Genomic DNA, 20,413 nt, shown 5'->3' with positions numbered 1-20,413 from the left:
TTAGTCCTCTTCGTAGGTGCGCAGTCGGCGCCGACGCCGTACTGGTTCAGTGGCGTGCGGTTCTTCACGGCTGGTGACTGATGGAATGCGGTCGTTGATGGTGCGGCGCAGTTCCTTCCGGCGCGCTCTACGGGCGGCCTCGATATCACGCAGGCTCAAGCGAAGGTTGGGGTGATCTTCGTCAATGGCGACGCAAACGAAGGTGTCGTGGTCGTAAACGCGGATCTCGGATACGTCTCGCGGGTCGTAGCGGATGGTGACGGTTTGCCCCACGAAGGGCGCCAACGTGGGCGAGAGGTAGCGCTGGCCTTGAAAGTGGATGCCGTCGCGTTGCACGGTCCGGTTCTTTGGAACTGCCAGGAGGAGTCCGTCGAGGCCCTCCAGGGATTCGGGCATCCGGGGAAGCCAACCGTCCGCGACCCAAGCATCCCGTGGTGAGATACCAAGTTCGCTGTGGGGCCGGTCGTTGTAGGCGGCGACGAAGCTTCCGATAGCGCGATCCAGTCCCGGGAGGTCGAGCGTGGGGCGTGGTTTCCTGTTCCCGGGCCCAAGGTGTCCTGGGAGGGTGGGAAGAACTTCGGTGTTGATGGTCCCGAAGAACCGTTCGATCTTTCCTCGGCCCTGGGGACGGCCGATGGTCGAGTGGATGATGCGGACGTGCAGCTCGATGGCGGTGCGTTCGAGGTGGTGGCTGGTGAAGTCGGAGCCGTGATCCACGTGCAGGATGTCGGGCAGCCCGCACATCGCCCAGCTAGGGTCACTCTTGCGCCAGATCGCCTGCCGGAGGGCAAGAGCTGTGTTGAGCGCTGATGGTGCACCGGTGAAGACGGTGTAGCCGCAGAGCGCCCGGGAGTAATCGTCCATCACTGTCGTCAGCCAGGGCCGGTCGGGTTTGCCATTGGCGCCGTTGATGAGGATGTCGAGTTGGGTGTGGTCCGCTTGCCATACCTGGTTGGGCCGGTCGGCGCGGCGGCGAAGGACAAGTTCATGCCGGTCCCGGAAGGATGCAGGACCTTCGAGAGCCAGGGTCACCAGGGCAGGGTCCAATGCCTGGACGATCCCGCGGACAACGGAGTAACTCGGCGCCAGCGCGCCTCTTCTGCCCGCTTCAGTCGCGGCGAGTCTGTGCAACGTTGCCATGCTCGGGCGGGGCCTCGTCAGTGCAAGTCCCTCGATAAACCTGGCCAATCCGGGGTCTATGCGCCGCGTGCCGGCATCGGCTCGTGGATGCAGGTCGAGAGCACCCGCACCACCCCTTCGGTAGAGCCGGACCCAGCGTTGAAGAGTGCGGGTGCTGATTCCGGTTTCGCGGGCGAGTGCGGCAAGCGGGATCTGGTCCTCGACGTGAAGTCGAAGGACTTTCCAGCGCTCCTCGCCGTTCAGGATTACCTAAGTTCCGGTGCTCTCGCGGGCGGCGAGGGCTTGCTGGTGGCGGTAGAGCGTGGCACGGCTCCAGCCCACGAGGCGGGCGGCATCTTCGGCGGTGCGGCCCTTCGCCCGGGCGTCCTGCGCGATCGCCAGCTTGTCCGCAATGACAACCGGATCCGTCAGTGGCCGGCCAAAGCGCGTTCCGTTCTGCCTGGCAGCGGAAATGCCGGCATTGACCCGCTCGACGATCAGCTCGCGCTCATACTCGGCCAACGTGGCGAGCATGTTCAGCATCAACCGGCCCGTCGAGGTCGCCGGGTCGATACCGTCTGAGATGGATCGGACCTGGACGCCGCGTTCGCGCAGCAGGTTCACGGTGTTCAGCACGTCGATCAACGACCGGCCCAGCCGATCAACCCGCCACACAACGACGATGTCGCCCTCCTCGGCGTACCCGAGGAGCCTCTTCATTCCAGGCCGCTCGATCGCCGTCCTACTTCCCGAGGTCACATCGGCAAAAACATCGCGCTTCTGCACGCCGGCGGAGACCAGCGCGTCGAGCTGCAACTGGGCATCCTGGCTCGACGTACTCACCCGTGTGTAGCCCAATTGCCTCATCAGGCCATTCTGACTCAAAAAGCCCGTCACGAGGCTATGCTGAGACGATTTACGGTGAGACGTCTTTCCGGGACATCGGCCAGCCCGGGTTTCTCAGTCCGCAGCTGGCTCCTCCCGACGCCTGAACAGTGTCTTGAAAAGCTTTTGTTTATCGAGACACCGCCTTCGGAGACCTTTGTCAGTCGCCCATACCTGCAGTGCGGTTGACTAGGCTGACCCGGGCACTATCGTGCTTCATCGGGGAAATGCTTATCGGGGGGATCATTTATGCCAGGTGAATTTCTGGGAGCCCGGCTGCGGGTCGGGATAGCCGGATCGTTCGGGATGCTTCACTACGCGCTCCTTGCCTTGGCCACGTCATCCGGCATGCCCGGGAACCAGGGTGCAGGTCAGGCGTCGCACTCTTTTCTGACCGAGGACATGCTGGGGCGAGGGTTCAGGCGAGCGTGCAGCAGCGACTTTGCGGACATCGCTTTGAAGGCTCAACCGGCCGACGGCAGCGTCATGTGTCGTGCTTCCGCTCACGGTGCTGTCTCTCTATGGGTTGACGACGCTCTGATCTGGTTTGAGCGTCTTGACCCACAGGACGAGGAAACTGCCCTCTGGTTGCAGGCCGCCCGAAAGAGCGAAATCACTCTCATCAGCGGCGACCATCTCCTGGTGTCGGGGACTGACGTTGATCCGAGAGCCGCAGCCGAGAAACGGACCTTGGTGATGGCCAAGATTCCACTTGCTTGGACCTAGCCGTTGAACGGGACGTTCGGCACGTGCTCGCATTTCCCCCGGCAGCGGGCATTGCTCGCGTCCGTGCAGTCGATGAGAACCACCGCGTAGTTCGAGACCGTCGGTACGTCCGTGTTTCTTAGCCGACGCGGCCTGCCTCATGGATTCCAGGACTGACGCTATAGCCTGGCGTAGGCCCAGCCCTCCCATTGGCGCCGGGCCAAGTGGGCGATGGCTGCGGGCACCATGCCAACGCCCGAGGCGAGGTCTTTGTCGTCCATGCCTGCTGAGCGCATGCTGTTGCCGCAGGCAAGGATGCCTATGTCCAGCTGACCGGCGTTGGTGATGGCTTCGGTGGCGGGAGTGCCGTGGGCAAGGAGTGTGACGCCGGGGCCCTGGACGACCACTTCAATGCCCGCTCCCTGGCCGAGCGCGGCACGGGCGTTGGCGGCGCTGCGCAGGACGCCGGCGGCGGCAGCCTCCTCGAGCGGGCCGGCTGAGTGGATGAGCAGGCCGGGTGCTGCCTGCCCAGTCTCTGGAACCGTCGTTTCGTCGGACACTCTACTTCGCCGCGTCGTCCAGCTCGGCGAGGGCTTTCCGGAGGCGTGTACCGGCGTCGTCGGCTACTTCTTTGACTGCCGGGGCGGCGCTGAGCTGGACCATGGTCTGCGGGTCGATGGCTTCCACCGTGGTCACCTGTGCGTCTTTATTCCGGCGCACCACGACGTTGCAGGGCAGGAGAGCACCGATTTCGGGTTCGGCGGCGAGGGCGCGGCTGGCCAGGGCGGGGTTGCAGGCGCCGAGAATGACGTAGTCTCCCACGGCCTCCGCCGCGTCAGTGCCGAGCTTGGCTTCGAAGGTGGAGCGGACGTTGATTTCCGTGAGGATCCCGAACCCCTGGACTGACAGGGCGTCCCGGGTGCGGTCCAGGGCCTCGGCCCAGGGAAGGTCAACGGCTGCGGTGAGTGTGTACGTCATGGTTCTCCTTTGGACTGCTCGGCAGCTGGTCTGGTCAGGCGAGGGAGAGGAAGAGCTTCTCCAGGTCTTTCTTGTCCATCGTTGCATCCTGCTGGACGATGCACTGCTCAAGGCCCGTGGCGATGATCGCGAAGCCTGCCCGGTCCAGCGCCTTCGATACGGCGGCGAGCTGGGTGACGACGTCCTTGCAGTCGCGGCCTTCTTCAAGCATGCGGGTGACGGCGGACAGCTGTCCCTGGGCGCGCTTGAGTCGGTTGATGACGGGGGTCAGTTCTGAGGGATTGAGTTCCACGGGTTTCTCCAACTATCGATAACGTCCCTCAATCTTATACCCCCTAGGGTGTTTTGACTACCCCCGGGGGTATCTGTAATACTCGGTGGGGTATCCACCCGACCCCTTCCGAGAGGCCAACCATGACTCCCCCTTCCACGGCACCGACCGTTACCGCACTCGCCCCTGAAACTCTCCAGTCCTGGTTCACAGAGCATCAGGATCTTGTGGTGATCGATGTCCGCTCCGCCGCGGAGTTCGAGTCCATGCACATCCGCGGCTCCTACAACGTGCCGCTGCCGCTTTTGTCCGAGCACACTGACGAGCTCGCAGCCCGCCTGGGTTCCCGTGTGGTTCTGGTCTGCCAGTCCGGCGTGCGCGCCGAGCAGGCCCGCCAGCGCCTGGCCAAGGCCGGAATCGACACCGCCTACGTCCTCACGGGCGGGGCGCCTGGTTTCGCCGCTGCCGGCGGGGACGTCGTCAAGGGTAAGGACCGCTGGGACCTTGAGCGGCAGGTCCGCCTCGTGGCCGGCTCCCTGGTGGTCCTGGGCCTGGCGGGGGGCAGGTTCGTCTCTCCGAAGATCCGCACTCTTGCCGGGGTCATCGGGACCGGCCTGACGTTCTCGGCCGCGACCAACACCTACGCCATGGGCAAGGCCATCTCGGCCATGCCGTGGAACAAGGCCACCCAGGAGCCCACCCGTGAGAGCGCCATCCTGCAGCTTCCCCAGCAGACGGTTGAGGGCGCAGCGGCATGATTCCAGCCCTGGCTCTGGGGCTCGTCGTCGGCATTGTCCTGGGTGTGGTGGGCGGCGGCGGGTCCATTATCGCCGTTCCCGCCCTGGTGTACGGGGTGGGCATGACCCCGGCGCAGGCGATTCCCACATCGCTGTTGGTCGTGGGCGTATCCTCACTGGCCGCGCTGCTGCCCAGGGTCCGGGAGGGCCTGAACTGGCCCGTCATCGCCCTGGTCGGGGCTGCCGGCATCCCGGCAGCCTGGGCCGGCGCGGCCGTGGGCAAACTGCTGGACCCGAACATCCTGATGCTTGCCTTCGCCGTGATCATGGTGGCAGCTGGCATCAGGATGCTCATGAAGCCCCGCGAAACTGAGGGCTCCTGCAGCACTGGGCCGCACAGGGCCTTCCGGACCTGCGCCCCCAAGGCTGTCGGCGTGGGCCTGCTCGTCGGGTTCCTCACCGGGCTGCTCGGCGTGGGCGGCGGCTTCCTCATCACACCCGCGCTGACCATCTTCCTGGGCCTGCGCATGAAACAGGCCGTGGGAACCTCGCTGGCCATCATCGTCATCAACTCCGCCGCGGGTTTCAGCGCCCACGCGGCCGGCTACAGCATCGACTGGGCCACCACCCTGGCGTTCGCCTTCCCGGCCATCGTGGGATCACTGGTTGCCGCCCGGTTCGCCCGCCGCCTGAAAGATACGCACATCCGCATCTCGTTCGCGGTACTCATCTTTGCCGTCGCGGCGTGGGTCACCGCCGGCACGGTCACCGCCTGACCCATCCACTAGAGGAGAACACCATGGGACTCATCAGCTCCCTGAAAAAAGCCTTCAGCAAGCCTTACGCAACGGTCTCGGTAGCTGAGGCCAAGGACCTCCTGGCCTCCGGCGCCGTGCTGATAGATGTCCGCTCCGCCCAGGAATGGCGGACCGGCAGGGCGCCGCAGGCCAAACACATCCCCCTGGACCGGCTCCAGGGCAGCACCGCCGGAATCCAGAAGACCCGTCCCGTGATTGCCGTCTGCGCCTCCGGGGTCCGCTCCGCGTCAGCGGCCCGGCTCCTGGCCTCCCAGGGGTATAGGGCGTATTCGCTGCGCGGCGGCATGGGCGCCTGGCGCGCAGCCGGCGAACCCGTCCGCTAACACCAGCACACCATTTCGAAGGAGAAAACATCATGGCTGAAATCACCATCACCGACACCGACCAGCGCCGCACTACCGCCCGCATCCTCGATGTCCGCGAGGACTTCGAGGTCGCTGAAGGCATGATCCCCGGAGCCCTGCACATCCCCATGGGCCAGCTGCAGGCACGCCTGGCCGAACTTGACCCCGCCGTTCCCGTGATCGCGGTCTGCCGCAGCGGAAACCGCAGCGCCGCCGTGGCCGATGCTCTCAACGGGGCCGGCTACACAGCGGACACCATGGCCGGCGGCATGACCGCCTGGACCCGCGCGGGACTCCCCACCACCTAGCCTTACCGCCCCGCCGCCGCACACCCCACACCACGCCCCGAAAGGACACGAAAGACGATGGCAACCATCGACATCACCGAACAGAGCTTCGCGCAGACCCTGGAGAACAGCGAGATCGTCTTCGTTGACTTCTGGGCAGCCTGGTGCGGCCCGTGCCGCCAGTTCGCACCCACCTACGGCGCCGCAGCAGAACGGCACCCGGACATCACCTTCGCCAAGGTCGACACCGAAGCAGAACAGGCCCTCGCCGCCGCCGCGAAGATCACCTCCATCCCGACTCTGATGGCCTTCAAGGACAAGACCCTGGTCTTCTCCCAGCCCGGAGCCCTCAACGCCACCGGCTTCGAAGAAGTCATCCAGGCCGTCAAGAACCTGGACATGAATGAACTCCACTCCCAGGCCGGACCTCAACACGCTTAAAGCGATGCCAGCCGGACAGGCGTACCGCACTGTCACGGCAGACGAACTCGCCACGGTCTGGCCCCGCGCCACACTGGTGGACGTGCGGAGCCGCGAAGAGCACGCGACCGCACACGTCCCGGGGAGCCTGAACATCCCCCTGGACGAACTGCCCTCCCGGCTTGCCGACCTGCCCGGCGGAACGCTGTACCTCATGTGCGGGTCAGGGAAACGCAGCAGCCAGGCCGCACGGATCCTCACCGACCGCGGATACCACACCGTCAACGTCGCCGGAGGGATCACCGAGTGGTACCGGGCAGGCCACCCCGTCACCTATCACCACACCCCGGAAAGCCCCTCACGGGAACAACCCCGGACCTGCCTGGGCAGGCCTGCGCAGGCACCTGCACAGACTGTTCCACAGCTAAAACGGCCGAGGCCGCAACCCGCTTGCAAGATACCCTCGGGGGTATCTACACTTGATTCAGAACAAACCTTCAAACCCCTTTCAACTCAAGGAGAGCACCTGATGCTTATCGAGCGCATTTACGACGAAGACCTCGCCCAGGCCAGCTACCTGATCGGCTGCCAGGCCAACGGCACCGCCGTTGTGGTGGACGGCCGCCGCGACATCGCCGTGTACCAGGAACTGGCTGAGAAGAACGGCATGAAGATCATCGCCGTCACCGAAACCCACATCCACGCCGACTACCTCTCCGGCACCCGCGAACTCGCCGCTGCCACCGGCGCGAAGATCTACGTCTCCGGTGAAGGCGGACCGGACTGGCAGTACGAATTCGACGGCGAACGCCTCTACGACGGCGACAAGATCACCATCGGCAACATCAGCATCCAGGCCCTCCACACCCCGGGCCACACCCCGGAACACCTGTCCTTCCTGGTGACCGACGGCGCGTTCAGCGACCAGCCCGGCTACCTGCTCTCGGGCGACTTTGTGTTCTCCGGCGACTTGGGCCGCCCGGACCTGCTGGACGAGGCAGCCGGCGGCATCGACACCCGCTTCGAGGGCGCAAAGCAACTGTTCGCCAGCCTCCGAGACAAATTCCTGACCCTGCCGGACTACGTCCAGGTCCACCCCGCCCACGGCGCCGGCAGCGCCTGCGGCAAGGCCCTCGGTGCCATCCCCTCCTCCACCGTGGGCTACGAACGCCTCTATGCCTGGTGGGGACCCTACCTCGCTGCGAACGACGAGCAGGGATTCATTGACGAACTCCTGGACGGCCAGCCCGACGCCCACGCCTACTTCGGCCGCATGAAGCGCGAAAACCGTGAAGGGCCCGCCGTGATGGGTGAACGCACGCCGCTGCCCGAAATCGCTACCGCCACCGTGGCTGCGGGCCTGGAAGCGGACACCCTGACCTTCGTCGACACCCGTTCCAATGGAGAGGTCCACGAAGGCACGGTCGCGCGTTCCCTGAACATCCCCGCCGGGAAGTCCGTGGCCAGCTACGGCGCCTGGGTCGTGAACCCGGAAACGGACAAGAACCCGCTGGTGCTCCTGGCGGACGGTCAGGAGCAGGCCCAGGACATGTGGGACCACTTGGTCCGTGTGGGCGTCGACAACGTGGCCGGCTACGTCACCAGCCTCGACGGGCTGCCCACGTTCACGCCGAAGCTGATCCAGCCCGAGGAACTCGAGGGCTTTGACGCGGCCATGGTCCTCGATGTCCGCAACAAGACCGAGCATCAGGCCGGCCACATCCCGGGCTCCTACCAGCTCAGCGGCGGGCGGGTCATGTGGCACCTGGATGAACTGCCCGCTGAGGGGACCATCGTGTCCTACTGCCAGTCCGGCGTGCGGAACTCCGTCGCGGCCAGCGCCCTGCGCCGCGCCGGGTACAACGTGGTCGAACTCGACGGCAGCTACGCCGCCTGGACCATGTGGCAGCAGACGCGCCAGAACGCCGTCTCAGCCAAGTAACCCCACAGACCGCCCGGGCAGGACCCCCTCCTGCCCGGGCCCCCGGACGCGTTCCCCGCGCGTCCGGGCACCGTTATGTCTCCGGAATGAAAGCGAGTACCCAGGAATGGCCAGAACAAAGGAGGGAGGCACCCTGGACTCCACCCGTGCCGTGCTGGGCCTGCGGCAGAATCTGCCGCAGTTCATGCTGCTGGTCACCGTCAACGCGCTGGTGGGCGGCACCCTGGGCCAGGAACGCACCGTCCTGCCCCTGCTCGCCTCCCAGGAATTCCACCTCGACCTGTACACCAGCGCGCTGACCTACATCCTGGCCTTCGGCCTGGCCAAGGCCGCCATGAACTACTTCGCGGGAACGCTCGCTGACCGTTACGGACGCAAACCCGTCCTCATCTACGGCTGGCTCGTAGCGATTCCCGTGCCGCTCATGCTCATCTTCGGCCCGTCCTGGGGCTGGATCGTCGCGGCCAACGTCCTGCTGGGCGTCAGCCAGGGCCTGACCTGGTCCACGGCCGTGATCATGAAAATGGACCTCACCGGCCCGAAACAGCGTGGCCTTGCCATGGGTCTGAACGAAGCGGCAGGCTACCTCGGAGTCGCCGTCACAGCCCTGGCGACCGGATATATCGCTTCCGCGTACGGGCTCCGGCCCGGCCCGTTCCTCCTCGGAGCCGCCTACATCGCCCTCGGGTTGGGCCTGTCAGTCCTGACCGTGCGCGAGACCCACCACCACGCCAAAACGGAAGCCTCCCAGCACGTCAGCACACATAGCCGTGCCCATGCCGGCCTCACCACAGGCCAGGTTTTCACCCTCACCAGCTTCAAAGACCGCTCACTCTCCGCAGCCAGCCAGGCCGGCCTGGTGAACAACCTCAACGACGGCCTCGCCTGGGGCCTCTTTCCGGTCTTATTCGCCGCCTCCGGGCTGAGTCTGAGCCAGACAGGGATTTTGGCCGCCGTTTATCCCGCGGTCTGGGGCGTCGCACAACTACTCACCGGTGCCGCCTCAGACCGGTGGGGCCGCAAATGGTTCATCACGGCAGGAATGATCGTCCAAGCCGCCGGACTCGCCCTAGTCGCCGCCTCCCACAGCTTCGGACCCTGGCTCATCGCCGCAATCCTCCTCGGGCTCGGAACAGCCATGGTCTACCCCGCCCTCCTGGCTGCCATCGGAGACGTCGCCCACCCCACATGGCGTGCCCGCTCCGTTGGAATCTACCGGCTCTGGCGTGACGGCGGCTTCGCCATAGGCGCCCTCCTTTCAGGTCTTCTCGCAGACCTGTACGGGATACCCACAGCCATCGCCGCCGTCGCTGCACTTACCGCCGCCTCCGGCCTAGTGGTCGCCGTACGCATGCGCGGCAACGACCACCTCACCGGATAGAAACCGTCACTTAGCCCGATACGACGGCTCCGAATAACTGCGCGGTGAGTACCGGTAATCCAACGCTGTCCCTGTGAGCGCGACACTGCACCGGCCGACCTGAATACGGCGCTGAAGAAAGCCCAAGGTCCGGTCAGGGAAACGCCCCTCATCGCTTCCCGGACGCCCCACACGGGGTTCTGCCCCGAATCCCAGAGTCGAACCCAAGACGCCCGAACTAGGCGTCATTCCTGCCGAAAGGTTGTTGTAATCTGTCTGTTGAATTCCGGCTCAGCAGGGGGGGCGGGCTCCCCTCGCGTCGAATGGTCCCTGCTTGTCATTCCATCCTTCTCTGGGCGAGCGTGCGTCCAGTAACCTACCGCACCACGCCTTCCTCGACTGCCCCACCGGACTGGTCGAATACTCCTTCGCCGATAACCGGTTTCACTGGTCTGACGGGCTGTACCGGATCTACGGCTATGAGCGCGGAGACGTCGTTCCGTCCATGGAGATGGCGCTGGCCCATATTGAACCTGAGGACCGGGAAACGGTCCAGGCATACTGGGACCATGTGTCCTCCCATGGCGGACCTTCCTCGATTTACATCTCCATCCGGGACCGCAAAGATCGGCAGCACAAGCTGCTCCTGACAGCGGACTACATCCTCGACGGCAGCACACCGGTGGGCGTTTGGGGCTCTGTAGCTGACATAACGCAGTCCATCCATACCGACCGGCACCAGCTCGCCACCGAAGCCGTGGCAGCGTCGGCGCGCAAAATCGGGACTACATCGAGCAAGCCAAGGGCATCCTCATGGGAAAAACCGGGATCGGCGCGGACAGAGCATACGAGCTCATGAACCAGATGAGCCAGGACAAGAACCTGAAGGTACATGCCATTGCCCTGGACATCATCAACCGGGCCACCAGCCCCGGCGGCGACCCAACAGCTGACAGACCACACGAATAGCCTCTGGGCGGCGCGGGCGGCTCCGGTGTCTTGGTAATGCATGACGCTCTGCAGGTGGTCGGGAGCGCTTAGCGATCAGCAAGGCGACACTTAGCGCCGAAGAAAGACCGCCATTTACCGCCAACATTCACACGACTCCGCTCCATCGACGACTTCCTCAGCGCTTCGGATGTGTTCCCCGGTGTCGGCCTCAAGGGCGGTGTGAGTTACTTCCTCTGGGACCGCGACCACCCCGGGACTTGCGAGGTCACGACCCACTTCAAGGGATGGGAAGACTCGGTCGATACGAGGCCACTACTCGAGGCCGGTGCCGACGTGTTCATTCGCTTCAACGAAGGGGTCTCCATCCTCAAGAAAGTTGTGGCCACCGACACAGGAACGTCCGACGGCCTCACACTCCCTCCGGGGCAACGGTTCGAGGAACTGGTTAGTTCTCGAAAGCCGTTCGGTCTTGAGACGACGTTCCGTGGCAAGACGACGCGCGGTGCAGATGATGTTTTGGTCTACCAGAATGGCAGCCCAGGCTACATCGCAAGAGACGCCATCCCCTCGGGCAGCAACCTGGTCGACAAGTGGAAGGTGTTCGTCGGCTATGCGGCGCCTGGCACGGGAAATAAGGACACCTACCCCCATCGAGTCATCAGTACCCCGTTCCTCGGCGAACCCGGCACGATTTCGTCTGAAACCTACTTGTGCATTGGACTGTTCGACTCTAGGAGCGAGGCCGAGAGCGCCCTCTCATACCTGTCGTGCCGACTGCCGCGGTTGCTGATCCAACTCCGAAAGGCATCTCAGCACGTCACGAGTAAGGTTTACGGTTTCGTGCCCAGGCAGGCGTGGACGCAGCGCTGGACCGACGCCGACCTATATGCCCGGTATGGCCTTACCGACGACGAGATCGCCTTCATAGAGAAGGTCGTCCGCCCGATGGATTTGAACGCAGATGAGTAGAGACATCGGCGAGCTTTTCCCGGCGAGGCCCGAATCGAGGCTGCGTATCTACGCGTGGTCGCCGAACGATCCACCAGCAGGATATGCAGGACTTCTCAAGGTCGGGCAGACAACGAAGACGGATGTGAATGTGCGCATCCGAGAGTCTCAAGGGCAGATGCAGCAGGCCTACATGCTGCACGTTGACGAACTCGCCGAGCGCGGTGACGGGTCGGTCTTTCGCGACTTAGATGTGCGTCAACGGCTGATCGACAAGGGCTTCGAGAACCCGATCTTCGGCTCAGCACGAGAGTGGATGCGCTGCACCCCGGACGATGTCCGTACGGCGATCACTGAGTTGCGTACGGGCGTGAAGCTCAGTGGCACCCATCACGAGACGTTCCCGATGCGCCCGGAGCAGGTCAGCGCCGTCGATAAGACCGAGGGCTACTACGAGTCCATCTGGGCCGAGGACTCTCACGCGGTGCCACGGTTCCTGTGGAACGCCAAGATGCGCTTCGGGAAGACCTTCGCCTCCTACCAACTCGCGAAGCGGCTCGGCGCCAAACGCATCCTCGTGGTCACCTTCAAGCCCGCAGTGGAGGACGCCTGGCAGACCGACCTGGAGTCTCACGCCGACTTCGACGGCTGGCAGTACGTCTCCTCGGCCACCGGGGGCAGCCCAGATGAGGCGGACAAGACTCGGCCACTGGTCTACTTCGGATCGTTCCAGGACCTGCTCGGGCGAGATCGGAAGACCGGCCTCATCAAGGCGAAGAACGAGTGGGTCCACACCACCAACTGGGACCTCGTCATCTTCGATGAATACCACTTCGGTGCGTGGCGAGAGTCCGCCAAGGAGCTGTTCGAGGGCGAGGACGAGAAAGTCAAGCAGAAGGAACTGGCCGCGGAGTACAACGACGGCCTCGTGGCCTTCGACGAGGAGCTTGACGAACTCGGCAACGACGAGGACGACTTCCTGCCGATCACCACCCGCGCCTACCTGTACCTGTCGGGCACGCCATTCAAGGCGCTGGCAACCGGTGAGTTCATCGAGGAGCAAATCTTCAACTGGACCTACACCGATGAGCAGCGCGCCAAGGCCGAGTACGCCGTCGCGCAACCGGACGCCTGGAACCCGTACGGGTCGCTCCCGGAGATGCGTCTGTTCACGTACCAGATGCCTGACGAGTTGATTGCCGTTGCGAATCAGGGAGAGTTCGACGAGTTCGACCTCAACGAGTTCTTCGAGGCAAAGGGCATCGGTAAGGACGCCGAGTTCACCCACAAGACCGACGTGCAGAAGTGGCTCGATCTCGTCCGCGGCGCTCACCTTCCCACCCAGGTCGACGCGATGCGGATGGGCACCCGCCCGCCATTCCCGTACTCCGATGTCCGACTCCTGCCGTACCTTCAGCACTCGTTCTGGTTCCTGCCCAACGTTGCTGCCTGCGAGGCAATGTCGAACCTGCTCGCGGAGAAGCAGAACGTGTTCTGGCACGACTACAAGGTCCTCGTCGTCGCGGGTCCCGGCGCGGGCATCGGGCTGGATGCTCTCCCGCCAGTGCGGGCGGCGATCGGCGACGGCCACGACACCAAGACGATCACCCTGTCGTGCGGCAAGCTCACCACGGGCGTCACCGTCAAGCAGTGGTCCTCGATCCTGATGTTGCGCAACCTCAACTCACCCGAGACCTACTTTCAGGCAGCGTTCCGCGTACAGTCACCGTGGTCGATCAAGAATCCCGACGGAGACAACCCGAGCGCCGAAGCAGTCCTCAAGCCTGTGTGCTTCGTGTTCGACTTCGCGCCCACTCGCGCGCTGCGTCAGATCGCCGACTACGGCGCCGGTCTCTCGCCGGAGACGCCGAACCCTGAGCAAGCCGTCGAGGAGCTCGTGAAGTTCCTGCCCGTGTTGGCGTACGACGGGTCGAATATGACCCAGGTCGATGCCGGCGGCATCCTCGACATCGCCATGTCGGGCACCTCCGCGACCCTCCTGGCCCGCAAGTGGGAGTCCGCAATCCTCGTCAACGTCGACAACGACACCCTGCGCAAGATCATGAACAACCCCGACGCCCTCAACGCCGTCATGAACATCGAAGGCTTCCGCGCGCTCGGCAGCGACATTTTCGAGACCGTCGTGAACAAGAGCGACGCCGTGAAGAAGGCGAAGAAGGAGAAGGGCGACGACATTACTCCGGCGGAGAAGAAGGAGTTGACGGAGGAGGAGAAGGAGTACAAGTCCAAGCGGACGCAGATTCAGGAGAAGCTGGTCAAGTTCGCCACCCGCGTCCCTGCGTTCATGTACCTGACCGACTTCCGTGAGAACACTCTTACCGACGTCATCACCAAGCTCGAACCCGGCTTGTTCCGCACCGTCACCGGACTGACCGTCGAGGACTTCCACCTCCTCGTGAATCTCGGCGTCTTTAACGCCACCCATATGAACCAGGCCGTCTTCGCCTTCCGCCGCTACGAGGACTCCTCCTTGTCCTACACCGGCATCGAGTCCCACAAGGGCCTGCGCCGCTACGGCCTCTACGACACCGTCGTCGCCGTCAACGACGAGACCGCAGTCTGACCACCCGTCAGCCCGAATCGAGAGAGCCGCATGTACTTCTAGACCCCGTGCAGCATCGAGGAGATGCTCACCGCCATCCGCAAGCGCGAGTATCTGATGCCAGCTATCCATCGTGAATTTGTCTGAGGCACGGATACCCCGTCGGCTCCTTCCTGCTCTGGAACTTCAAGCCCGACCGCGCAGTCGTACACGTTCTACGAGTTCCTGACGAACTACCGCGAGCGCGACAACCTTACGCGGACAAGACAACGGTTCCCTCCGGGCAGCAAGACCCTTCAGCCGATTGGTCAGAGGTACCGGCAGATCGACTCGGGTGTGCAGACCTCCGGCGGCGTCTGTGCTGCGTTCGCGCGTAGGTCGGCGACGCTGGTACGGAGCAGGCGGAGCTGCTCGAGCTGCTCGTCGATCTCGACCAGTCGCCGGTCGAGAAGGTCTCGAACATGACCGCACGGCGACCCGCCCGCGTCACGTACTTCGAGGATCTCGGCGGTTTGCGCGAGAGTGAGCCCTGCTGCGCGGGCCCGGTCGATGAATTCGAGCCGCTGCACCGCCTCGTCGCCGTAGTTGCGGTACCCAGCCGGGGTGCGCTCCGGCGGTTGGAGCAGCCCGCGCGCCTCGTAGTACCGCAGCGTGGACGCCCTCGTCTTCGCCTTCCCCGCGAGTTCCCCGATCCGCATCGTCACCTCCGCCACCGACTTGACCTTCAAGCATACTTTAAGGTCCATTCTTTCAGGAGTGGCCGCACGAGTGGCCGGTTCGAACTGGAGGAGGCATCGTGACATGGCACACGGAGGTTGATCTCGTGGTGATCGGGACGGGCGGGGCGGCGATGTCCGCAGCGATCCACGCGCGCCTCGAGGGGGCCAGCGTGGTCGCCATCGAATCGGGAACCCTCGGCGGTACCTGCGTGAACGTGGGTTGTGTGCCGTCCAAGACGCTTCTCGCGGCCGCGCACACCCGGCACTCCGCCCTCACGAACCGGTTCTCAGGCGTCCCCAGCTCTGCTGGGATGGTCGATCTCAGCGCGCTCATCGAGCAGAAGGATGATCTGGTTGGGATGCTCCGCCAGACCAAGTACGCCGACATCGCCGCTGCCTACGGGTTTGACATCCTCCCGGGCACTGCAACGTTCACAGACGCTGGAACCCTGCTCGTGGATGGACGACCGGTGCGCGCGAAGTCGTATCTGGTCGCCACCGGCGCCGAGCCGCACGTGCCGGCAATCCCCGGGCTTGAGCAGGTCGATTATCTCACGTCGACCACAGCGATGGAACTGACGGAACTGCCCGCGTCGCTCGTGGTGATCGGCGGTGGCTTCGTCGGCCTGGAACAGGCGCAGCTGTTCGCCCGGCTCGGAGTAGAGGTCACCGTCATCGGTCGGCTCGCCCCGCACGCTGAACCGGAACTGTCGTCCGAGCTCCGCAAGGCCTTCCTGGCCGAGGGGATTAGTGTCATCGGCGACCGCGCAGCCACGATCACCCAGCACGAGGGCCTGGTCCAGGTGACGACCCGCAACGGGAAGGACGCGACCGGTGAACGTGTCCTCGTTGCCACCGGTCGCACCCCGCGCACCGAAGGGCTCAACCTTCCCGCTGCGGGTATCGCGACCGACGAGCGCGGCTTCGTCATCGTAGACGAGCAGCAGCGGACCACGAACCCGGCTGTGTTCGCCGCCGGTGACGTCACTGACGTGCCCCAGTACGTGTACGTCGCCGCGAGGACCGGGAAGATCGCCGCGCACAACGCCCTCGGTCACGACGAGCGAGTCGACTTCACCGGGTTGCCGTCTGTGCTGTTCACCTCACCCCAACTGGCCTCCGCCGGGATCACCGAAGCCGACGCGATCGCCGCCGGATACCGGTGCGCCTGCCGATACCTACGACTTTCCGACGTGCCCAGGGCCATCGCCAACCACGACACCCGCGGCGGCATCAAGATCGTCGCCGACGCCGACACCGGCACAGTCCTCGGTATCCACGCCCTCGCCGACACCGCTGGGGAGATGATGCTCGCCGCAACCTACGCCATCACCGCCGGATTCACCGTCACCCAACTCGCCGACACCTGGGCCCCCTACCTCACCATGGCCGAAGGCATCCGCCTCACCGCGAACCTCTTCCGCAACGAACTCCCCACCTCCTGCTGCGCCTGACACAAGAGCCGGGACCAGCGATGTGGTGATCCAAGTGGTATCCGCGACGCCTTCAACACCGGCACCGACCGCGTGATCGATGCCTACGCGGTCAGCGTGGGCTCAGTTGAGGCAGCGGCGCCGAGCACGTCGTCTGGGCCGCTCACACGCGCAGCGCACCGGGACACTCAGCCGCCAGGTAGCAACCACAGCACGCTGCCATCTACGCAGTCGGCTACGAGTTCAGAGGCCGAAGGCACCACCACTGACGAGGATGAAGATGCCCAGGCCGATGAGCACGATCGGGAACAGGATGTGTTCCCAGCGTTCCAGGAGTTCGGCGATCGGTCGGCGGGTGGCGACGAACTTGCCCAGGCCGACGAGGGCGGCGACCAGGGCGAGGAACACGATGCAGTACGCCACCACGGCCGCTGGGCCCACGCTGAGGAAGACCGGGACGTAGACGCCGATGTTGTCCCCGCCGTTGGCGAAGGTCACCCCGGCCACCGTCCACACCCCAACCTTCTTGCCCTCGACCTTTGCCTCATCGTCATCGTCGGCACCGCGGTTGCGCCAGGCTTGCCACGCAGCCCAAAGTCCCAACCCCAGCGGAATGAGTCCGAAGTAGGGGATGACCTCTGGCGGCAGGAACGCTCCCGCCCCGAGCGTCACCAGCACGGAAGCGCCCAGGATGCCAGCGAACCCGAGGTACTGTCCGACCAGGATTCGGGCGGTGGTCCCGCGCTGGCCCGCGCCTCGGGCGAAGAACAGTGAGAGCACGATGATGTCATCGATGTTCGTGGCGATGAATAGGCCGATCGCCTGCAGGACGGAGGACAGGATCATGCGCCCACCGCCGCGTTACAGCCGCCTGGCGACCCAGCGGTTCCGGCAGCCGCGTGCCGTTGATACTCTGCGACCATCATTGTCCGTTCCTGGTGTGGTGTGGGCCTCGGAGGTAAAGCAGGACGCCCAGGGCGACGCCGAAACCGAGGATGACGTCGGCAAGGTTGCCGATGAACAGGTTGCCGTAGGCGAGGAAGTCGGTGACGTGACCGCGGCCAAACTCGGGAGGGGCGAACAGCCGGTCCAGCAGGTTGCCGACCGCGCCTCCCCACACCAGGCCGATCGCGACCGCCCACCCGACGGTGCGGGCGCGGGTTGCGGCGACGAGTAGAGCGACAGAGGCCGCCGCGGCGATGACGGTGAGCAGCCAGGTTGCGCCGGCTCCGAGGGACATCACGGTGCCGGGGTTGAACGCGAGCTGCAAGCCGAGCCAGTCTCCCAAGAGCGGAATACGGTCATCCTCGCTGAGCTGAGCGAGGGCGAGTGCCTTGCTGCCTTGATCGATCAGCACCGCGCCAGCGGCGACGGCGCACGCGAGCAGGAACCAGCGGAGCCGGACGCGCGCCGCCGCCGGGCCGGCAGAACTCGCTTCCACGGCATCCGCTTGTCCCGGGGAGGGAGCGGAGCCGTCAAGGGGATCGGTCATGCCTTCGTGCGCCGCGCCGCGCGGAGCCCGTTGAGGATGACGACGACTTCAGCGACCTCGTGTACAAGCACGACCGCGGCGAGCCCGAGGACTCCGGTAATCGCCAGCGGCAGCAGCACCACGATGATCGCGATCGACAACACGACGTTCTGGTTGATTATGTTGCGGCCGCGGCGGGCGTGGGCGAGGGCCTGTGGGATGAGGCGCAGGTCGTGGCCGGTGAACGCGACGTCGGCCGACTCGATCGCAGCATCGGCGCCCTTGGCTCCCATCGCGATCCCCACATCCGCGGCCGCCAGCGCGGGAGCGTCGTTGATGCCGTCCCCGATCATGGCAGTGGGCTGAGACTTCGACAACTCCGCGACGGCGGTGGCCTTGTCCTCGGGGCGCAGCTCGGCGCGCACGTCCATGATGCCGGCCTGGCCGGCCAGCGCTGCGGCGGTGCGGGCGTTGTCGCCGGTGAGCATCGTCACCCCGATCCCGCGGCGGTTCAGCGTGGCGATGACCTCGGGAACCTCTGGGCGCAGTTCGTCACGCACCCCGATCGCGCCAGCCGGCCGGTCGCCGCGGTGGACGATGACGACGGTCATCCCCTCGGATTCCATCACCTGCACCTGGTCGGCCAGCGTGCCGGCGTCCAGCCAGCGGGGGCTACCGACGGCGAGACGGGCACTACCGAGCGTGCCGGTGATGCCGTGCCCGGCGGTCTCGGTGACGTCGTGCGCGGTCGGGGCGTCGGGGACGGCCTTCGTGATCGCGGCGGCCAGCGGGTGCGTGCTGTGACCTTCCAGGCTCGCCGCCCACGCCAGCACCTCATTCTCGGTCGCGCCGGTGGTGACGACGCGGGTCACCGTGGGCTCGTTGCGGGTCAGCGTGCCGGTCTTGTCGACGGCGACGTGGCGGATGCCGCCGAACCGCTCGAACGCGGCCCCGGACTTCACGACCACACCGAACTTCGACGCCGCGCCGATCGCGGAAACAACGGTGACCGGGACGGCGATCGCCAGCGCGCACGGCGAGGCTGCGACCAGCACCACCAGAGCGCGGGTGATCCACAGCTCAGGGTCGCCGCTCAACAGCGACCCAAGCACGCCGACCAGCACGGCGAGGATCATCACGCCGGGCACCAGCGGGCGGGCGATCCGGTCGGCCAGGCGGGCACGGTCGCCCTTCTCGGCCTGCGCCTGCTCGACCAGCTCCACGATGGTGGTGAGCGAGTTGTCGGTGCCGGCGGCGGTGGCCTCGACCTCGAGCACGCCGGTGGTGTTGATCGACCCGGCCGAGACGTCGGTGCCCGGTTCGACCTCGACCGGGATCGATTCACCCGTGATCGCGGACGTGTCCAGGCTGCTCCGCCCGGCCCGCACGGTGCCGTCGGTGGCGATCCGTTCGCCCGGCCGGACCACCAGGACATCCCCGACGCGCAGCTCCTTCGCCTCGACCTCGGCGGTGGCGTCGCCGCGCTTGACGAGTGCGGTTTCGGGCACGAGCTTCAACAGCGCCCGCAACCCTGCGCGGGCGCGGTCCATCGCCTTGTCCTCCAGCGCCTCCGCGATGGAGTATAGGAATGCCAGCGCGGCGGCCTCCTCGACGTAGCCGAGGATCACCGCGCCGGTGGCGCTGATCGTCATCAGCAGCCCGATGCCGAGCTTGCCCTTGGTGAACAGCTTGCGCAGCGCGCCCGGCACGAACGTGTACGCGCCCAGCAGCAGGCCGATCCAGAACAGCACCAGGCCCGCGGTCTCCGCGCCGGTCCACTCGCACGCCAGGCCGGCGGCGAACGCGACGCCGGAGGCGATCGGGATCAGAACGCTCGGGCTCCGATACCACGGCCGGTCATCGTCATCATCGTGGTCGTCGAGGTCGACATGCTCGACCTGCGAACCCGTGACCGCGCTCACGCCCGCACCTCCACTGCCTGGCAACCCTCGACCCCGCAGTCCGGGTCCATGCACGGCACGCTCTCGTCGACCGCGAGCGTGACATCCACCAGCGCCGTCAGCGCGCGGGCCAGGTGCGGGTCTGCCACCTCGTAGCGGGTCTGTCGGCCCTCGGGCTCGGCCACCACGATCCCGCACCCGCGCAGGCATGTCAGATGGTTCGACACGTTCGAGCGCGACAACCCCAGCTCGCGGGACAGCACCGCCGGGTAGCTCGGCCCGGCCAGCAGGGTCAGCAGAATGCGGGAGCGGGTCGGGTCGGCCATAGCTCGGCCGAGCCGGTTCATCACGTCGAGTCGATCGGAAATAGTCAGCATACGATGACTATACACTGTACGACGTACAGTCGGCGCCAGGTGTCCTCATGAGCGGCGAGTCAGTTGACAGCTCCCTACCAGCGAGCGTGGCGAAGTGCTCGAAGATCCGTCGTGGAGAATATGTCCCGTTCCTCCGTGCCGGCGTCCCGCTCGATTAAGGTCGACGACTACTTGGCCGCCGCAT

At 65.4% G+C, this 20,413-nt stretch carries 22 protein-coding genes and 2 pseudogenes; 13 read left to right on the top strand and 11 right to left on the bottom strand.

All coding sequences use genetic code 11. From position 1 onward, the window contains the following. From G555_RS0101840 to G555_RS0101815, 6 genes and pseudogenes are all read right to left on the bottom strand, one after another. Entirely contained in the window at positions 1-1,032 is a 1,032-nt protein-coding gene (locus G555_RS0101840; protein ID WP_245581165.1) for a Mu transposase C-terminal domain-containing protein, read from the bottom strand. Between the two features lie 168 nt (positions 1,033-1,200). Further along, positions 1,201-1,383 (bottom strand): annotated as a pseudogene (locus G555_RS23180) (helix-turn-helix domain-containing protein); the annotation flags it as partial. Between the two features lie 6 nt (positions 1,384-1,389). Continuing rightward, complete coding sequence (locus G555_RS0101835; RefSeq protein ID WP_036920721.1) at positions 1,390-1,986, bottom strand: recombinase family protein; 597 nt, start codon at positions 1,984-1,986, stop codon at positions 1,390-1,392. Positions 1,987-2,888: 902 nt separating this feature from the next. Then, positions 2,889-3,269, bottom strand: coding sequence for a DsrE family protein (locus G555_RS0101825; RefSeq protein WP_211223140.1), 381 nt, complete (start codon positions 3,267-3,269; stop codon positions 2,889-2,891). Position 3,270: 1 nt separating this feature from the next. Continuing rightward, complete coding sequence (locus G555_RS0101820) at positions 3,271-3,687, bottom strand: DUF302 domain-containing protein (protein WP_028707556.1); 417 nt, start codon at positions 3,685-3,687, stop codon at positions 3,271-3,273. Positions 3,688-3,721: 34 nt separating this feature from the next. Further along, positions 3,722-3,979, bottom strand: a complete 258-nt coding sequence (locus G555_RS0101815; protein WP_028707555.1) for a metal-sensitive transcriptional regulator — start codon at positions 3,977-3,979, stop codon at positions 3,722-3,724. Positions 3,980-4,101: 122 nt separating this feature from the next. Here G555_RS0101815 and G555_RS0101810 point away from each other — a divergent pair, with 122 nt between their 5' ends. The 12 genes and pseudogenes from G555_RS0101810 (at position 4,102) to G555_RS0101765 (ending at position 14,349) form a co-directional block, all read left to right on the top strand. After that, positions 4,102-4,716 (top strand): rhodanese-like domain-containing protein, encoded by a 615-nt coding sequence (locus tag G555_RS0101810; RefSeq protein WP_028707554.1) that lies wholly within the window; start codon positions 4,102-4,104, stop codon positions 4,714-4,716. Next, complete coding sequence (locus tag G555_RS0101805; RefSeq protein WP_028707553.1) at positions 4,713-5,471, top strand: sulfite exporter TauE/SafE family protein; 759 nt, start codon at positions 4,713-4,715, stop codon at positions 5,469-5,471. Before G555_RS0101810 ends, G555_RS0101805 begins: the two co-directional genes overlap by 4 nt. Before the next feature lie 23 nt (positions 5,472-5,494). Continuing rightward, positions 5,495-5,836, top strand: coding sequence for a rhodanese-like domain-containing protein (locus G555_RS0101800; protein WP_028707552.1), 342 nt, complete (start codon positions 5,495-5,497; stop codon positions 5,834-5,836). A gap of 32 nt (positions 5,837-5,868) precedes the next feature. Further along, positions 5,869-6,165 carry a rhodanese-like domain-containing protein gene (locus tag G555_RS0101795; protein WP_028707551.1) on the top strand — a complete coding sequence of 99 codons (297 nt, stop codon included), beginning with the start codon at positions 5,869-5,871 and terminating at the stop codon, positions 6,163-6,165. A gap of 57 nt (positions 6,166-6,222) precedes the next feature. Then, a complete protein-coding gene (locus G555_RS0101790) occupies positions 6,223-6,585 on the top strand; it encodes a thioredoxin family protein (protein WP_028707550.1) in 363 nt (120 codons plus the stop codon). Further along, positions 6,548-6,868: pseudogene (locus G555_RS22980) on the top strand (rhodanese-like domain-containing protein); the annotation flags it as partial. The gene G555_RS0101790 and the pseudogene G555_RS22980, both read left to right, overlap by 38 nt. Positions 6,869-7,093: 225 nt before the next feature. Next, a complete protein-coding gene (locus G555_RS0101785; RefSeq protein ID WP_028707549.1) occupies positions 7,094-8,506 on the top strand; it encodes an MBL fold metallo-hydrolase in 1,413 nt (470 codons plus the stop codon). A 106-nt stretch (positions 8,507-8,612) separates the two neighbouring features. Beyond that, complete coding sequence (locus G555_RS0101780; protein ID WP_028707548.1) at positions 8,613-9,887, top strand: MFS transporter; 1,275 nt, start codon at positions 8,613-8,615, stop codon at positions 9,885-9,887. Between the two features lie 313 nt (positions 9,888-10,200). After that, positions 10,201-10,725, top strand: a complete 525-nt coding sequence (locus G555_RS21640; protein ID WP_211223138.1) for a PAS domain-containing protein — start codon at positions 10,201-10,203, stop codon at positions 10,723-10,725. Continuing rightward, the gene (locus G555_RS23330) at positions 10,680-10,835 is read left to right on the top strand and encodes an ANTAR domain-containing protein (protein ID WP_211223137.1); all 156 of its coding nucleotides are present in this window, start codon (positions 10,680-10,682) and stop codon (positions 10,833-10,835) included. Before G555_RS21640 ends, G555_RS23330 begins: the two co-directional genes overlap by 46 nt. A gap of 201 nt (positions 10,836-11,036) precedes the next feature. Continuing rightward, a complete protein-coding gene (locus G555_RS17275; RefSeq protein WP_211223136.1) occupies positions 11,037-11,786 on the top strand; it encodes a hypothetical protein in 750 nt (249 codons plus the stop codon). A 130-nt stretch (positions 11,787-11,916) separates the two neighbouring features. Then, positions 11,917-14,349 carry a DEAD/DEAH box helicase family protein gene (locus tag G555_RS0101765; RefSeq protein ID WP_211223135.1) on the top strand — a complete coding sequence of 811 codons (2,433 nt, stop codon included), beginning with the start codon at positions 11,917-11,919 and terminating at the stop codon, positions 14,347-14,349. 287 nt (positions 14,350-14,636) lie between these two features. On the opposite strand, the gene G555_RS0101760 is transcribed toward G555_RS0101765, so the two are convergent. After that, entirely contained in the window at positions 14,637-15,056 is a 420-nt protein-coding gene (locus G555_RS0101760; protein ID WP_425413815.1) for a heavy metal-responsive transcriptional regulator, read from the bottom strand. Between the two features lie 68 nt (positions 15,057-15,124). Here G555_RS0101760 and merA point away from each other — a divergent pair, with 68 nt between their 5' ends. After that, the gene (merA, locus tag G555_RS0101755) at positions 15,125-16,501 is read left to right on the top strand and encodes a mercury(II) reductase (protein WP_036920688.1); all 1,377 of its coding nucleotides are present in this window, start codon (positions 15,125-15,127) and stop codon (positions 16,499-16,501) included. Between the two features lie 222 nt (positions 16,502-16,723). Here the strand turns inward: merA and G555_RS0101750 are convergent, their stop codons facing one another. The 4 genes from G555_RS0101750 to cmtR form a co-directional block, all read right to left on the bottom strand. Beyond that, positions 16,724-17,326 carry a cadmium resistance transporter gene (locus G555_RS0101750; RefSeq protein ID WP_026926284.1) on the bottom strand — a complete coding sequence of 201 codons (603 nt, stop codon included), beginning with the start codon at positions 17,324-17,326 and terminating at the stop codon, positions 16,724-16,726. A 76-nt stretch (positions 17,327-17,402) separates the two neighbouring features. Continuing rightward, entirely contained in the window at positions 17,403-17,972 is a 570-nt protein-coding gene (locus G555_RS0101745) for a signal peptidase II (protein ID WP_084634515.1), read from the bottom strand. Continuing rightward, positions 17,969-19,873: a heavy metal translocating P-type ATPase gene (locus tag G555_RS0101740; RefSeq protein WP_028707543.1), complete on the bottom strand. Its 1,905-nt coding sequence runs from the start codon at positions 19,871-19,873 to the stop codon at positions 17,969-17,971. The genes G555_RS0101745 and G555_RS0101740 overlap by 4 nt, the downstream gene beginning before the upstream one ends. Then, a complete protein-coding gene (gene cmtR, locus G555_RS0101735; RefSeq protein WP_028707542.1) occupies positions 19,870-20,229 on the bottom strand; it encodes a Cd(II)/Pb(II)-sensing metalloregulatory transcriptional regulator CmtR in 360 nt (119 codons plus the stop codon). Before cmtR ends, G555_RS0101740 begins: the two co-directional genes overlap by 4 nt. Positions 20,230-20,413 lie beyond the last annotated feature (184 nt).

It is taken from the genome of Propionicicella superfundia DSM 22317 (assembly GCF_000423465.1).
In the GTDB taxonomy this organism is placed as follows: Bacteria; Actinomycetota; Actinomycetes; order Propionibacteriales; family Propionibacteriaceae; genus Propionicicella; species Propionicicella superfundia.
This window is presented reverse-complemented; position numbering and strand designations above follow the sequence as displayed.

Coding starts and splice junctions, on each gene's coding strand:
- G555_RS0101745 (WP_084634515.1), bottom strand. CDS start 17,972: ATGACCGATCCCCTTGACGGCTCCGCTCCCTCCCCGGGACAAGCGGAT.
- G555_RS0101785 (WP_028707549.1), top strand. CDS start 7,094: ATGCTTATCGAGCGCATTTACGACGAAGACCTCGCCCAGGCCAGCTAC.
- G555_RS0101790 (WP_028707550.1), top strand. CDS start 6,223: ATGGCAACCATCGACATCACCGAACAGAGCTTCGCGCAGACCCTGGAG.
- G555_RS0101800 (WP_028707552.1), top strand. CDS start 5,495: ATGGGACTCATCAGCTCCCTGAAAAAAGCCTTCAGCAAGCCTTACGCA.
- G555_RS0101835 (WP_036920721.1), bottom strand. CDS start 1,986: ATGAGGCAATTGGGCTACACACGGGTGAGTACGTCGAGCCAGGATGCC.
- G555_RS0101820 (WP_028707556.1), bottom strand. CDS start 3,687: ATGACGTACACACTCACCGCAGCCGTTGACCTTCCCTGGGCCGAGGCC.
- G555_RS0101805 (WP_028707553.1), top strand. CDS start 4,713: ATGATTCCAGCCCTGGCTCTGGGGCTCGTCGTCGGCATTGTCCTGGGT.
- G555_RS0101810 (WP_028707554.1), top strand. CDS start 4,102: ATGACTCCCCCTTCCACGGCACCGACCGTTACCGCACTCGCCCCTGAA.
- G555_RS0101795 (WP_028707551.1), top strand. CDS start 5,869: ATGGCTGAAATCACCATCACCGACACCGACCAGCGCCGCACTACCGCC.
- G555_RS0101780 (WP_028707548.1), top strand. CDS start 8,613: ATGGCCAGAACAAAGGAGGGAGGCACCCTGGACTCCACCCGTGCCGTG.
- cmtR (WP_028707542.1), bottom strand. CDS start 20,229: ATGCTGACTATTTCCGATCGACTCGACGTGATGAACCGGCTCGGCCGA.
- G555_RS0101750 (WP_026926284.1), bottom strand. CDS start 17,326: ATGATCCTGTCCTCCGTCCTGCAGGCGATCGGCCTATTCATCGCCACG.
- G555_RS23330 (WP_211223137.1), top strand. CDS start 10,680: ATGGGAAAAACCGGGATCGGCGCGGACAGAGCATACGAGCTCATGAAC.